At 63.0% G+C, this 15,135-nt stretch carries 12 protein-coding genes; 9 read left to right on the forward strand and 3 right to left on the reverse strand.

Annotated features, from left to right (window positions below; genetic code table 11):
- Positions 1-4: 4 nt before the first annotated feature.
- Genes xdhB through uraH form a run of 3 tightly spaced genes read right to left on the reverse strand, consistent with a single transcriptional unit; the run spans position 5 to position 4,213 of the window.
- Positions 5-2,356, reverse strand: a complete 2,352-nt coding sequence (gene xdhB / locus NKH05_RS26545) for a xanthine dehydrogenase molybdopterin binding subunit (RefSeq protein ID WP_023718078.1) — start codon at positions 2,354-2,356, stop codon at positions 5-7.
- Positions 2,356-3,837 (reverse strand): xanthine dehydrogenase small subunit, encoded by a 1,482-nt coding sequence (xdhA, locus tag NKH05_RS26550; protein WP_023718079.1) that lies wholly within the window; start codon positions 3,835-3,837, stop codon positions 2,356-2,358. Before xdhA ends, xdhB begins: the two co-directional genes overlap by 1 nt.
- A 1-nt stretch (position 3,838) precedes the next feature.
- The gene (gene uraH, locus NKH05_RS26555; RefSeq protein ID WP_353026410.1) at positions 3,839-4,213 is read right to left on the reverse strand and encodes a hydroxyisourate hydrolase; all 375 of its coding nucleotides are present in this window, start codon (positions 4,211-4,213) and stop codon (positions 3,839-3,841) included.
- Positions 4,214-4,386: 173 nt separating this feature from the next.
- Here uraH and puuE point away from each other — a divergent pair, with 173 nt between their 5' ends.
- From puuE to NKH05_RS26600, 9 genes are all read left to right on the forward strand, one after another.
- Positions 4,387-5,820: an allantoinase PuuE gene (puuE, locus tag NKH05_RS26560; protein ID WP_353026412.1), complete on the forward strand. Its 1,434-nt coding sequence runs from the start codon at positions 4,387-4,389 to the stop codon at positions 5,818-5,820.
- 63 nt (positions 5,821-5,883) lie between these two features.
- Positions 5,884-6,732: a bifunctional allantoicase/(S)-ureidoglycine aminohydrolase gene (locus NKH05_RS26565; protein ID WP_023718081.1), complete on the forward strand. Its 849-nt coding sequence runs from the start codon at positions 5,884-5,886 to the stop codon at positions 6,730-6,732.
- Positions 6,729-7,232 carry an ureidoglycolate lyase gene (locus NKH05_RS26570; protein WP_023718082.1) on the forward strand — a complete coding sequence of 168 codons (504 nt, stop codon included), beginning with the start codon at positions 6,729-6,731 and terminating at the stop codon, positions 7,230-7,232. Before NKH05_RS26565 ends, NKH05_RS26570 begins: the two co-directional genes overlap by 4 nt.
- Entirely contained in the window at positions 7,232-7,825 is a 594-nt protein-coding gene (locus NKH05_RS26575) for a nucleoside deaminase (RefSeq protein WP_353026415.1), read from the forward strand. Before NKH05_RS26570 ends, NKH05_RS26575 begins: the two co-directional genes overlap by 1 nt.
- Before the next feature lie 85 nt (positions 7,826-7,910).
- Positions 7,911-9,893, forward strand: coding sequence for a CocE/NonD family hydrolase (locus tag NKH05_RS26580; RefSeq protein WP_352484367.1), 1,983 nt, complete (start codon positions 7,911-7,913; stop codon positions 9,891-9,893).
- 155 nt (positions 9,894-10,048) lie between these two features.
- Positions 10,049-11,635, forward strand: a complete 1,587-nt coding sequence (locus NKH05_RS26585; RefSeq protein ID WP_352484366.1) for an ABC transporter substrate-binding protein — start codon at positions 10,049-10,051, stop codon at positions 11,633-11,635.
- A 16-nt stretch (positions 11,636-11,651) separates the two neighbouring features.
- Positions 11,652-12,611 (forward strand): ABC transporter permease, encoded by a 960-nt coding sequence (locus NKH05_RS26590; RefSeq protein WP_023718086.1) that lies wholly within the window; start codon positions 11,652-11,654, stop codon positions 12,609-12,611.
- Between the two features lie 11 nt (positions 12,612-12,622).
- Positions 12,623-13,450, forward strand: coding sequence for an ABC transporter permease (locus NKH05_RS26595; protein WP_023718087.1), 828 nt, complete (start codon positions 12,623-12,625; stop codon positions 13,448-13,450).
- Positions 13,450-15,135 carry an ABC transporter ATP-binding protein gene (locus NKH05_RS26600; RefSeq protein WP_023718088.1) on the forward strand — a complete coding sequence of 562 codons (1,686 nt, stop codon included), beginning with the start codon at positions 13,450-13,452 and terminating at the stop codon, positions 15,133-15,135. The genes NKH05_RS26595 and NKH05_RS26600 overlap by 1 nt, the downstream gene beginning before the upstream one ends.

The following is a 15,135-nucleotide window of genomic DNA, read 5'->3' on the forward strand; positions in this document are numbered from 1 at the left end:
GGATTCAAGTGCCGGTCCTGGCTTCTCGCTTCAGCCGTTCGATCGCCATCAGCACCCGTTCCGGCGTGGCAGGCGGGTCAAGGCGCGGGCAGATCTTGTGGCCAGCAACGCTCGCCACCGCATCCGACAGCGCATGCAGCACCGACATTGCGAGCGGAAAGGGCGGCTCGCCGACCGCCTTGGAGCGGTGCACCGTCGGCTCGCCTGCTTCCGCCCAGTCGGCCAACGTGATGTTGAAAATCTTCGGCCGGTCCGAAGCGAGCGGGATCTTGTAGGTCGACGGCGCATGGGTGCGCAGCCGCCCCTTGTCGTCCCACCACAGTTCCTCCGTGGTCAGCCAGCCCATGCCCTGGATGAAGCCGCCCTCGATCTGGCCGAGGTCGATGGCGCGGTTCAGCGAACGCCCGGTTTCGTGCAGAATATCGGTGCGCTCGACGACATATTCGCCGGTCAGCGTGTCGACCGAAACTTCCGAGCAAGCCGCGCCATAGGCGAAATAATAGAAGGGGCGACCCTCGCCCTTGTCGCGGTCCCAATGGATTTTCGGCGTCTTGTAAAAGCCAGCCGCCGAAAGCTGGATGCGCGCCATATAGGCCTGCCTGACGAGATCGGCGAAGGCGATCTCCTGATTACCGATGCGCACCCGGTTTGGCAGGAATAGCACCTGGTCGCGCGGCACCTGGAATTTCTCGGCGGCGAAATTGGTCAGCCGGTCCTTGATCTGGCGGGCGGCGTTCTGCGCCGCCATGCCGTTGAGGTCGGAGCCGGAAGACGCGGCAGTGGCCGAGGTGTTCGGCACCTTGCCGGTCGTCGTCGCGGTGATCTTGACCTGATCGAGGTCGATCTGGAACTCTTCCGCCACAACCTGCGCCACCTTGACATAGAGGCCCTGCCCCATCTCGGTGCCGCCGTGGTTCAGGTGCACTGAACCATCGGTATAGACATGCACCAGCGCGCCGGCCTGGTTGTAATGGGTGGCGGTGAACGAGATGCCAAACTTGACCGGCGTCAGCGCCAGTCCCCGCTTGATGAAGCGGCTGTTGGCATTGAAAGCATCGATGGTGCGGCGGCGCCTTGCATAGTCGGAACTCGCCTCCAGCTCGGCGACGATGCGGTGGATGATGTTGTCCTCGACCGTCTGGTGGTAGGGCGTGATGTTGCGGTCGCTGGTGCCGTAGAAATTCTTCTTGCGGATTTGGAGCGGGTCCTTGCCGACGGCAAACGCGACTTCGTCGATGACGCGCTCGGCGCCGACCATGCCTTGCGGGCCGCCGAAGCCGCGAAAGGCGGTGTTCGATACCGTATTGGTGTAGAGCGGCGCCGATTGCGCGTGCACCGCCGGCCAGAAATAGGTGTTGTCGCAATGGAACAGCGCGCGGTCGGTGACCGGGCCGGAGAGGTCGGCCGAGAAGCCGCAGCGCGCCGCGAACATGAAATCTACGCCGAGAATATTGCCCTCATCGTCGAAGCCGACCTCGTAGTCGACGAGGAAATCGTGGCGTTTGCCGGTGGCGATCATGTCGTCGTCGCGGTCGGGCCGGATTTTCACGGCCCGATGATGTTTCTTCGCGGCGATAGCGGCCAATGCCGCAAACTGATTGCCTTGCGTTTCCTTGCCGCCGAAAGCGCCCCCCATCCGGCGGATTTCCACCGTCACCGCGTGGCTCGGAACACCGAGCGCATGGCTGACCATGTGCTGGATTTCGCTCGGGTGCTGGGTCGAGGAATAGATGGTGACGTCGTGGTCCTCGCCAGGGATGGCCAAGGCGATATGACCCTCGAGATAGAAATGCTCCTGGCCGCCGATGCGCATCTGCCCTTTCAGCCGGCGTGGCGCTGCCTTGATCGCAGCCGCTGCATCACCGCGCTTCAGGGTCAGCGGCGGCGTGACCAGCTTGTCTTTCCGGGGATCGAGCTCGCCAATATCGGCGACGAACGGCAATTCCTTGTATTCGACCTTGGCCAGCCTCGTCGCCCGGCGCGCCTGCTCGCGGGTTTCGGCGATGACGCAGAAGATCGGCTGGCCGAAGAATTGCACCTTGCCGTCGGCAAGCACCGGCTCGTCGTGGCGGCCGGTCGGCGAAATATCGTTTTCGCCGGGCACGTCGCTCGCCGTCAGCACGTCGATGACGCCGGGTGCGGCGCGGACCCCCGACAGGTCCATGCTGGTGACGGTGGCATGCGTCGCCGCCGAAAGCCCAAGACAGCCGTGCAGCGTGCCGGCCGGTTCCGGCATGTCGTCGATATAGACGGCCGTGCCACTGACATGCTTGTGCGCGGAATCATGGCGCTGATCGGTGGCGACGCCGCCGGCGATTTTTTGCGCCTTCAAGTTCGGAGTGGCGTGCTTGTTCATCATGCCGCCTCGTGCCGTGATACCTGGATCGGCGCCCGGGTGCCCATGGTTTCGGCAAAGAAGCGCAGCAGCAGGTTGCGCGCCGCCAGCGCCCGGTATTCGGCGCTTGCCCGCATGTCGGTCAGCGGGGTGAAATCGCCGGCGTACGCGGCCATCGCCGCCTCGACCGTCGCTTCCGTCCAGGGCTTGCCAAGCAATGCCTTTTCTACGCCAAAGGCGCGCTTCGGCGTTGCCGCCATGCCGCCATAGGCGATGCGTATCTCCGCCACCGTGCCGTCCGCGGCCAGCGTCAGGAAAAACGCGCCTAGCGCTGCGGTGATGTCTTCGTCGCGGCGCTTGGTGATCTTGTAGACGGCAAATTTCGTCTCGCTGCCCGGCAGCGGAACATGCACGGCCTCGACGAATTCGCCGGGCTGCCGGTCCTGTCGGCCATAGGCGATGAAAAAATCTTCGAGTGGGATCGTCCGCCGCTTGTGGCCGCGACGCAGCGTCATGCGGGCACCGAGTGCGATCAGCGGCGGCGGCGTGTCGCCAATCGGCGAACCGTTAGCGATATTGCCGCCGATGGTGCCCATGTTGCGCACCTGATCGCCGCCGATGCGGTCGAACAGCGGGCCTAGCGCCGGGATGCATTTTGCCAGCGTCGAGAAGGCTTCGCTATAGGTGACACCGGCGCCGATCGAGATGACGCCCTTGTCCTCGGACATCCCGCACAGACCATCGAGATTGCCGATGAAAACCGCCGGCGAAATATCGCGCATGTGCTTGGTCACCCAAAGGCCGACATCGGTCGAACCGGCGACGATAGTGGCGCCCGGCTCCTCGACCAGCACGCTGGCGAGATCGTCGGCATTGGCCGGCACGATCAGCCGCTTGTTGCCGGAGCCGATCTCAATGCGCGAACCGTCCTTCATCGCGTCGAGCTTGGCCGTGACTGCCTTGCGCTCGGCCGCCAACGGATCCTTTGCCGCCTTGCCGTAGCTGGAGATGGCACGTGCGGCGCGCATGATCGCCTCGTAGCCGGTGCAGCGGCAGAGATTGCCTTGCAGTGCCTTTTCGATGGCGGCGTCCGACGGCTCCGGCGACCGCATCCACAGCGCATAAAGCGACATGACGAAACCCGGCGTGCAGAAGCCGCATTGCGAGCCGTGGAAATCGATCATCGCCTGCTGCACGGGGTGCAGTTTTCCTGCGTCGCCGCGCACATGCTCGATGGTCACGACATGCGTGCCGTCTAGCGAGCCAAGGAAGCGGATACAGGCATTGACGCTTTCATAGACCAGTGTTCCACCGGAGAGCCTGCCGACCAGCACCGTGCAGGCGCCGCAGTCGCCCTCGGCGCAACCTTCCTTGGTGCCGCGCAGCGAGCGGTCGAGCCGCAGCCAGTCGAGCAGTGTCTGGTCGGGTGCAACCGTGCCGAGCGCGACGTCCTCGCCATTGAGGATGAACCGGATTTCGTTGCGTGTCTTGATCCCGGCCATCTCAGCTTCCCCGGTAGGTCGAATAGCCGTACGGCGACAGAAGCAGCGGCACATGATAGTGCATCGGCTCGGCCATACCGAAGCGGATGGGCACATGGTCGAGGAAGGCCGGTTCCGGCAGTTTTGTCCCCTGCCGGCGCAGATAATCGCCGGCCGCAAAGACCAGTTCGTATTCGCCGGTGCGGAATTCCGCGCCGGCAAGCAAAGGTGCGTCGCAGCGGCCGTCATCGTTGGTGACGACAGTCTTCAGATGCGTCCGCACCTGGCCGTCGATATGATAGAGCTCGATCGACAGGCCTGTCGCCGGCCTGCCGGCTGCGGTGTCGAGCACATGGGTCGTCAGGCGCCCGCCTTCGGCTTTCGACGTTTCCGCCACTGGCTGCTCCATTCCCTGCACCGTCGAACACTATTCATGAATTGTGCGCCAATTAAAGGCGATGCATAAGTCCCGGTCGAGCGGAGCACGACAAAAACACTTTCAAAAATTTCGGGGGAATGCGCAGGCACTCCTTTCGACTATCCTGATCACAATTTCCGGCAGGAGCGAGAATGCGTTACGAACGAGACATGCGCGGCTACGGAGCCAACCCGCCGGATCCGAAATGGCCCGGCGGCGCGCATGTCGCGGTGCAGTTCGTCGTCAATTACGAGGAAGGCGGCGAGAACTGCGTCCTCCACGGCGATAAGGCTTCGGAGGCTTTCCTGTCGGAGATCGTCGGCGCGGCGCCCTGGCCCGGCCAGCGCCACTGGAACATGGAATCGATCTACGAATACGGCGCCCGCGCCGGCTTCTGGCGATTGCTGCGCCTGTTCAGCGAGGCACAAGTGCCGGTCACCTGCTATGGCGTCGCCACGGCCCTGGCGCGTTCGCCCGATCACGTCGCGGCGATGCAAGAGGCCGATTGGGAAATCGCTTCGCACGGGCTGAAATGGATCGACTATCGCGACCACGCGCCAGAAGACGAGCGCCGCGATATGGAGGCGGCGATCCGGCTGCACTACGAAGTGACAGGCGCGCGGCCGACCGGCTGGTACACCGGCCGCACGTCGATCAACACGGTGCGGCTGGCGGCGGAAGAGGGCGGCTTCGAGTATGTGTCGGACACATATAACGACGAACTGCCCTACTGGTTCGAGCACGTGGCGCCGGACGGCACGGCGAAACCGCAGCTGATCATCCCCTATACGCTCGACGCCAACGACATGCGCTTTGCCACGCCGCAGGGCTTCAACTCGGGCGACCAGTTCTTTGCCTATCTCAGGGATAGTTTCGACACGCTCTATGCCGAGGGCAAGGCAGGGCGGCCGCGCATGATGAATATCGGCCTGCACTGCCGCCTGGTTGGGCGGCCGGGCCGGGTCGCGGCACTGAAGCGCTTCATCGACTACGTCAAATCATACGACAAGGTCTGGCTGGCACGGCGCATCGACATTGCAAAACATTGGCAGGAGACGCATCCGTTCCGGTTGCCGGCATTGCGCCCGTCGAAAATGGAATTCGAGGCCTTCGTCCACGCATTCGGCGGCGTCTTCGAACATTCGCCGTGGATTGCCGAGCGCGCCTACGAGTTGGAACTCGGCCCGGCGCATGACAGTGCCGGCGGCCTGCACAACGCGCTCTGCCGCGTCTTTCGCGCGGCCAGCGAGGCCGAGCGGCTTTCCGTGCTCAATGCCCACCCCGACCTTGCCGGAAAACTGGCGCAGGCCAAGCGGCTAACCGCGGAATCCTCCAGGGAACAGGCTTCGGCCGGGCTAGACGCGCTGACCGACAACGAGCGCGAGCTGTTCGCAAAGCTCAATGCCGCCTACGTCACCGGTTTCGGTTTCCCGTTCATCATTGCGGTGAAGGGCAAGACCAAGGAGGACATCCTGGCCGAGTTCGAAACGCGTATCGGCAACAGCCGCGATGTCGAATTCGAAACCGCCTGCAGACAGGTCGAGCGCATCGCGCTGCTTCGTCTCAAGGACATGCTTCCACAATAGGCTTTGGCTGCCGCGATGGGCCCTGGCTTCCGCAACAGGCTTGAATTTATGGATATGATGAAAATGGCCGAGCGAACCTATTATGCGCCGCAGGGCGGACATCCCGGCCAGAGTGAATTGCTGACCGGACGCGCCGTGTTCACACAGGCCTATGCCGTAATCCCCAAAGGCGTGATGCAGGACATCGTCACCAGCGCCTTGCCGTTCTGGGATGGGACACGGGTCTGGGTGCTGTCGCGGCCGCTGTCGGGTTTTGCCGAGACGTTTTCGCAATACATCGTCGAGCTCGCGCCCGGCGGCGGCAGCGACCGGCCAGAACCGGATGATGATGCCGAGGGCGCGATATTCGTGGTTGAAGGCGAGCTGAGCGTGTCGCTAGCCGGAAAGAAGCATGTGCTCAGGCCGGGCGGGTTCGCGTTTCTGCCGCCAGCGAGCGGGTGGACGGTGCGCAACGAAAGCGGCGCTGCCGTCCGCTTCCACTGGATCCGAAAGGCTTACGATGCGGTCGACGGCATCGAGCTGCCGCAAGCGTTCTTCGCCAACGAACAGGATATCGTACCGACGCCGATGCCAGGTACCGAAGGCCGCTGGGCAACAACGCGCTTCGTCGATCCTGAAGACATCCGCCACGACATGCATGTCACCATCGTGACGCTCGAGCCGGGCGCGGTCATTCCCTTCGCCGAGACGCATGTCATGGAGCACGGGCTTTATGTGCTGGAGGGCAAGGCGGTCTACCGTCTCAACCAGGACTGGGTCGAAGTCGAGGCCGGCGACTATATGTGGCTGCGCGCCTTCTGCCCGCAGGCTTGTTATGCCGGCGGGCCAGGCAAATTCCGCTACCTCCTCTACAAGGACGTGAACCGCCACGCCAAGCTCGGCGGTGTGGGCATCGAGGGTCGCGCGCGGTGATCCGCATCGTCGCGCGGCCGCTGACCCGCGAGAATTTCGCCGAATTCGGCGACGTCATCGATATGGGCGGCGACAACCATTATCCGATCAATGGCGGCAAGGCCGAGCGCTATCACGATCTCGCCACCGCTGAAGCACGAGGGCCGAATGCGCACGTGCTGATCTCGATGGTGCGTGGCACGCCCTATGAGCTGCCGTTGAAGCTTACCATGGTCGAGCGCCATCCGTTTGGCAGCCAGGCCTTCATTCCGCTGTCACCACGGCCGTTCCTGGTCATCGTCTGCCATGACGGCGAGGAAGGCCCGGGCGAGCCGCATGCGTTCATCACCGCGCCCGGGCAAGGCGTCAACTATCCGCGCAATTTGTGGCACGGCGTGCTGACGCCGATCGGCGAGCCCCAGGACTTCCTGGTCGTCGACCGGGGCGGCGACGGCTCCAACCTCGAAGAGTGCCACTTCTCGCACGCCTATGAGATTCATCTCCCCGATGGGAGCCGGTGATGGCTGACATTTCGCTGATCGACCGCCTGCTCGACGTCATCGAGCACGACATCGTGCCGAAGACCGCCGAAGGCGTCGCGCACGGCAACAAGCTGTTCGGCGCGGCGATCCTGCGCAAGGACGACTGCTCAGTGGTGCTTGCCGAAACCAATAACGAGACGGGAAACCCGCTCTGGCATGGCGAGGTGCATTGTCTCAAGCGTTTCTACGAACTGCCGAAGGCCGAGCGCGTCGACACCAAGGAAGCCATTTTTCTCGCCACGCACGAACCTTGCTCGCTCTGCCTGTCGGCGATCACCTGGACCGGCTTCGACAATTTCTACTATCTGTTCAGCCACGAGGATTCGCGCGACAGTTTCGCTATCCCGCACGATTTGAAGATCCTGAAAGAGGTCTTCACCCTCGATCCCGGCGGCTACAATGCCGAGAATGCCTATTGGAAGAGCTTTTCGATCCGCAGACTGGTACGATCGCTGTCGGGGCCTGAGCGCGAGCGGCTGGAGGCGCGGATCAGCGCCATCTCGGCAATCTACGACGAACTGTCCAGCGCTTACCAGGCGAGCAAGGCCGAAAACGACATCCCGTTGAATTGACGCGGATTGACCAGCCGAATTCGTTGGCTGGCCCACGACGACATCCTGCGGACTCCATCATCTGGCGCTCCTGGAGTCTGCCGGCATGAAAATCGTCACTGAATTCCCACGAAAGATCGTCGAATTTCCGGATATGGGGATCGTCATGCCGGACGGCTGCCGGCTGTCGGCGCGGGTGTGGATGCCGGCCGATGCCGCCGACGATCCGGTGCCGGCAATCCTCGAACATCTGCCCTATCGCAAGCGCGACGGCACGATCTATCGTGATCAGCTGACGCATCCCTATTTCGCAGGCCACGGCTACGCCTCGATCCGCGTCGACATGCGCGGCAACGGCGATTCCGAAGGGCTGATGGACGATGAATATTCCGAGCAGGAATTGCAGGACGCTTGCGACGTCATAGCCTGGGCGGCGGCGCAGCCCTGGTGCAACGGCAATGTCGGCATGATGGGCATTTCGTGGGGCGGCTTCAACTGCCTGCAGGTAGCAGCCAAGCAGCCGGCGGCGCTGAAGGCGGTTATCAGTCTCTGTTCGACAGTCGACCGCTACGCCGACGACATCCACTACAAGGGCGGCTGCCTGCTGATCGAGAATTTCGGCTGGGCTTCGACCATGCTGTCCTATTCGTCGCGGCCGCCGGATCCGTTGCTGGCCGGCGACAACAGATGGCGCGAGCTGTGGCTGACCCGGCTGGAGAACCAGCCCTTCCTGGCGCCGCTGTGGTTGAAGCACCAGCATCGCGACGCCTATTGGAAGCGCGGCTCGATCTGCGAGGACTATTCCGCCATTCATGCCGCGGTGCTGTCGATCGGCGGCTGGCATGACGGTTATCGCAATACGATTTCCCATCTCGCCGCCAATATCGAGGCGCCGGTCAAGGGCATCGTCGGCCCGTGGATCCACAAATACCCGCATTACGCCGCGCCCGAACCGCGCATCGGCTTCCTGCAGGAGGCGTTGCGCTGGTGGGACCGCTGGCTGAAGGACCTCGACACCGGCGTAGAGGCCGACCCGGCCTACCGCGCCTATGTGATGGACAGCGTGCGTCCGGCGCGCTGGCATCCCGAGCGGCCGGGCCGCTGGGTCGCTGAAACGGAATGGCCGTCACCCAACATCAAGACGCAAGAGGTTGAGCTTATCGCTGAAGGCAACCACGCTATCGTCACTTCGCCGCAAAGCTGCGGCCTTGCCGGTGGCGAATATTTCCCCTTCACCTTTGGACCGGAACTGCCGGGTGACCAGCGCCCCGACGATGCGCTGTCGGTGTGTTTCGACCAGCCGGTGCTGAACGAAGCGATCGACATCGTCGGTGCTCCCGAAGTTGCGGTCAGGGGCTCGGCGGACCGGCGCCAGGCGAACATCGCGGTTCGGCTGTGCGACGTCCATCCGGACGGAGCGTCGGAGCTGATCTCCTACGGCGTGCTCAACCTGACGCATCGCAACTCGCACGAATTTCCCGAAGCGCTGGTGCCCGGCGAAATCGTCAACGCCCGGGTGGTGCTCGACCAATGCGCCTATCGCGTGCCGGCCGGTCACCGCTTGCGTGTGGCCATTTCCAACAGCTATTGGCCGATGATCTGGCCGTCGCCGGAGCCGGTCCGGCTGGAATTGTCGGCCGCGACATTGATGCTGCCGCTGCGCCCGCCGGCGACAGGCGACGAGGTCACCTTCCCCGCCCCCGAAGGCGCCACGCCCTGGGCAACCGAAACGGTCCGCGCCGCCAATTCCGAGCGTCATGTCGATCGCGACGAAAAGACCGGAATGATCACGCTTTCCATCGTCGACGATTTCGGTGAGGTGCGCGACCTGGAACACAGCCTTGCCAATGGCAGCATCGCGAGAGAGACGTGGGCGATCCATCCTGACGATCCGCTGTCAGCCTTGGGCAAGACGCATTGGACCCAGACGCTGTCGCGAAATGAATGGTCGGTGCGCACCGAAACCTTCGCCGAAATGCGCTCCGACGCGCAAAGCTTCATGGTTAGCGCCAGAATTGAAGCCTATGAAGGCGAGAAACTGGTCTTCGAGCGCGACTTCGAGGAGAATATCCCGCGGGTACTGCTTTGAGCACTTATAGCGATTGGTCCAATTGCGACGCACGATTTACGCCACGGCATGTCGCATTCGGTCTTGCTTACCCCTTTCCCTTACGGTCATTATTCTCCCGATTGAAATGAGAAAAAACGACCATAAGGTCGGACCAACAGAGTGAGGAACTCAACATGTCGAACGAACTGGAATATCTGAGCCGGCGCGTTGCGTCCGGCAAGCTGAGCCGTCGCGATTTTCTCGGCCGGGCGGCAGCGCTCGGCGTCACCGCAACCTTCGCCAATTCGCTGCTTTCCAGCGCTTCCCGCGCGGCGGGTCCGGTCAAGGGCGGCACGCTCAAGGCCGGCCTCGTCGGTGGCGAATCCACCAACAGCCTCGATCCGGCGCTGTTCATGACGCAGGTGCCGTTCGCCTTCGGCAAGATGTGGGGCGAACTGATCGTCGAGCTGTCTCCCGAAGGCAAGCTCGAGAACCGCATTGCCGAGGAGATCGGCTCGTCGGACGACGCCAAGACCTGGACGCTGAAGATCCGCGACGGCGTCGAGTTCCACAACGGCAAGAAAGTGACTGCAGAGGACGTGGCCGCCACCCTCGAACGCCATTCGGACGAGAAGTCGAAATCCGGCGCGCTCGGCTATATGAAAGGCATCGAGAGCATCAAGGCCAGCGGCAAGGAAGTGGTGTTGACGCTGAAGGAGCCGAATGCCGATCTTCCCTATCTGCTTAGCGACTATCACCTGATCATCCAGCCGAACGGCGGCAAGGACAAGGCCGATGCCGGCATCTCGGCGGGTCCTTACAAGGTCACCACCAACGAGCCCGGCGTGCGCCATGGCGGCGAGCGCTTCGCCAACTACTGGCAGGGCGACAAGATGGGCCATGCCGACCAGATCGAGATCATCGTCATCAACGACGCCACGGCGCGTACGGCGGCCCTGCAGGGCGGCCAGGTCCACATGATCAACCGCGTCGAGCCGAAGATCGTTGACCTGATCAAGCGTGTGCCCGGCGTCACCATCCGCAACCATTCGGGACCCGGCCACTACGTCTTCATCATGCACTGCAACACCGCGCCGTTCGACAACAACGATTTGCGCATGGCGCTGAAGCTGGCGATCGACCGCGAGGAGATGCTGAACAAGGTGCTGCGTGGCTATGGCTCGCTCGGCAACGACTTCCCGATCAATGCATCGTACCCGCTATTCACCGAGATCGAGCAGCGCAAATACGATCCCGACAAGGCCAAGTTCCACTACAAGAAGTCGGGCCATGACGGTGCCGTCCTGCTCCGGACGTCGGACGTCGCCTTCCCCGGTGCCGTCGATGCCGCACAGCTGTTCCAGCAAAGCGCGGCCAAGGCCGGCATCAAGCTGGAGATCAAGCGCGAACCGGGCGACGGCTACTGGTCGGAAGTCTGGAACAAGCAGCCCTTCTGCGCCTCCTACTGGGGCGGCCGGTCGACGCAGGACCAGATGTACTCGACTGCCTATCTGTCGACGGCCGACTGGAACGACACACGGTTCAAGCGTCCGGATTTCGACAAGATGGTGCTGGCCGCTCGCGCCGAGCTCGACGAGGCCAAGCGCAAGGCAATGTACCACGACATGGCTGTGATGGTGCGCGACGAGGGCGGCCTGATCCTGCCGATGTTCAATCAGTTCATCGACGCGACGGGCGCCAAGGTTACCGGCTGGGTGGATGATCCGCATCAGGAGTTGATGAACGGATATGCTCTCGCGAAGTGCTGGCTCGAAGCCTGAGCCCGGCCTTGCGGATATGTCCTCACCCATCGTGAAACTGGTGGCCCAGCGCATTGCGCTGGGCATCATCCTTCTATTGGCCGTTTCGGTCCTGATCTTCGCCGGCACCCAGATCCTGCCCGGCGATGTTGCGCAAGCCATTCTCGGGCAGTCGGCGACACCGGAGTCGCTCGCCAATCTGCGCGAACAGCTCGGGCTCAACGATCCGGCTTACATCCGTTATTTTCGCTGGCTCGGCGGCATTCTGACCGGTGATCTCGGCACGGCTATGTCGAGCGGTCAGGATATCGCAACCTCTATCAAGGGAAGGCTGTGGAACACACTGTTCCTCGCCTTCTGGGCGGCGGTCGTCGCGGTGCCGCTGGCGATCATCCTCGGGCTGATCGCGGTGCGCTACCGCAATGGCTGGGTCGACAAGCTGATCTCGGGACTGGCGCTGGCCTCGACGTCCTTCCCGGAATTCTTCGTCGGCTATGTGCTCGTCTTTTTCTTCGCGGTGCAACATCAATGGTTTCCCGCCATTTCCACCGTCTATGACGGAATGCCGTTCGGCGAGCGCATCCAGGCCATAGCACTGCCGGCGGCGGCGCTGACCTTGGTGGTGCTCGCCCATATGATGCGCATGACGCGCGCCGCGATCCTCAATGTCATGCAGTCGGCCTATGTCGAAACCGCCGAACTCAAGGGGCTTTCCGCCTTCGCGGTCATCCGCAGGCATGCCTTCCCCAATGCTATTGCGCCGATCATCAACGTCGTAATGCTCAACCTGGCCTATCTCATAGTCGGCGTCGTCGTTGTCGAGGTGATCTTCGTCTATCCGGGTATGGGCCAATATCTCGTCGACCACGTCACCAAGCGTGACGTGCCTGTGGTGCAGGCGGTCGGGCTGATCTTCGCCGCCGTCTACATCAGCCTGAACATCATCGCGGACATAGCGGCAATCGTCGCCAATCCGCGCCTTAGACATCCGAAATGAAGGGGTCGGGTATGCTCGTCATCAAACGCATCCCCATCCCGGCATTGATCGGCATCGTGCTGACGGCGCTGTTCGTTCTGGCGGCGATTTTTGCGCCGTGGATCGCGCCGCATGGCAATGCCGAGATCGTCAGCGACGTCCCTTGGGAACCGATGTCGGCGGCGCATTGGCTGGGCACCGACAATCTGGGCCGCGATCTGTTGTCGCGCATGATCTATGGCGCCCGCATCACCCTGTTCATCGCGGTGCTGGCGACCGCGCTATCGTTCTCGCTCGGCGCCATACTCGGCTTCTCGGCGGCGGTTTTCGGCGGCTGGTTCGACACGCTTCTGTCGCGTCTCGTCGATCTCCTGATGTCGATCCCGACGCTGATCATGGCCCTTGTCGTGCTTTCGGTGCTGCCATCCAATCTGGTGACGCTGATCCTGGTCATGGGCGTTCTGGATTCGACCCGCGTCTACCGCCTGTCGAGGGCGGTCGCCGTCGACATCAACGTCATGGATTACGTCGAGGCGGCCAAATTGCGCGGCGAAGGCAGCGGCTGGATCATCTTCCGCGAAATCCTGCCTAATGCGCTGTCGCCGCTGGTTTCGGAACTCGGCCTGCGCTTCATCTATGCCGTGCTGTTCCTGTCGACGCTGTCCTTCCTTGGGCTTGGCGTACAGCCGCCGGACGCCGATTGGGGCGGTATGGTCAAGGAAAACAAGGATGGTATCGTCTTCGGCATAGGCGCCGCCCTCATTCCGGCGGCGGCGATCGCAGCGCTGGCGATTTCCGTCAATCTCGTCGCCGACTGGGTGCTCAACCGCACGACAAGCCTGAAGGGAGGACGCGGGTAATGGCTGACAAGCAACCGAAGCCCGGGCAACCGAAGCCCGGGCAACCGAGGTCCGGCGTGCTGCTCGACATCCGCAATCTGCGCATCGAGGCCACGGTATATCCGCCGGGCGAGGCGCCGAAGAACATCGTGCTGGTGCACGATGTCTCGCTGACGCTCGAAAAGGGCAAGGTGCTCGGATTGATCGGCGAGTCCGGCGCCGGCAAATCGACCATCGGCCTGTCGTCGATGGGCTACGGCCGCGGCGGCGTGCGCATCACCGGCGGTGAGGTCATCCTCAATGGCCGCGACATCCTGAAGGGCGGCAACGAAGGGTTCCGCAAATTGCGCGGCCGCGAGGTCTGCTATGTCGCGCAATCGGCGGCAGCTGCCTTCAACCCGGCGCACAGGCTGATGGACCAGGTGGTCGAGGCAGCACTGCTGCACGGCACGGCGACGCGGGCCGAAGCCGAAAAGCGCGCCGTGGCGCTGTTCAAGAAGCTCAGCCTGCCGAACCCCGAAAGCATCGGCGAGCGCTTCCCCCACCAGGTGTCGGGCGGTCAGCTGCAGCGCGTGATGACGGCAATGGCGCTGTGCTCGGAGCCCGACCTGATCGTCTTCGACGAGCCGACCACGGCGCTCGACGTGACGACGCAGATCGACGTCTTGGCGGCGATCAAGGATGCCATCCGCGACACGCATGTCGCGGCGCTCTACATCACCCACGATCTTGCCGTCGTCGCCCAGGTATCGGACGAGATCATGGTGCTGCGCCACGGCCGGCTGGTCGAATGGGGCGGCACGCGCCAGATCATCAAGGAGCCGCGCCAGGAATACACCAACGCGCTGGTTTCAGTGCATGAGATCGAACATCAGGAGCAGAAGCCCGGCACGAGCCCGTTCCTGTCGGTCAAGAACATCACCGCCGCCTATGGCCGCAGCCACATCAAGGTGTTGAAGAACGTCTCGGTCGATATTTTCCCGGGCCAGACGCTGGCGGTGGTCGGCGAGTCCGGCTCCGGCAAATCGACGCTGGCGCGCGCCATCACCGGCCTCTTGCCGCCCGAACAAGGCACCGTCACCTTCGACGGGCGGCCGCTCGCCAACCGGCTTGCCGACCGGCCGAAAGAGGATCTGCGCCAATTGCAGATGATCTACCAGATGGCCGATGTGGCGATGAACCCGCGCCAGACGGTCGGCACCATCATCGGCCGGCCGCTGGAATTCTATTTTGGGATGCGCGGGCGCGAGCGCGACAAACGCGTCGCCGAACTGCTCGACAAGATTGAAATGGGCAAAGGCTATATCGACCGCTATCCGGCCGAGCTTTCGGGCGGCCAGAAGCAGCGCGTCTGCATCGCCCGCTCGCTCGCCGCCAAGCCGAAGCTGATCATCTGCGACGAGGTGACCTCGGCGCTCGACCCGCTGGTCGCCCATGGCATACTGGAGCTGCTGCTCGGGCTGCAGAAAGAGGAAAACGTCGCCTATCTGTTCATCACCCACGACCTGGCCACGGTCAAGTCGATCGCCGATTCAATCGCGGTGATGTATCGCGGCGAGGTGGTGCGCTACGGCGCCAAGAGCACCGTGCTGACGCCACCCTTCGATGCCTACACCGATCTTTTGCTGTCGTCGGTGCCCGAAATGGAGATCGGCTGGCTGGAAAAGGCGATCAAGGGACGGCGCATGGCCAGCGCGGGAAATTAG

The organism is Mesorhizobium sp. M1399 (genome assembly GCF_040317735.1).
Lineage (GTDB): Bacteria > Pseudomonadota > Alphaproteobacteria > Rhizobiales > Rhizobiaceae > Mesorhizobium.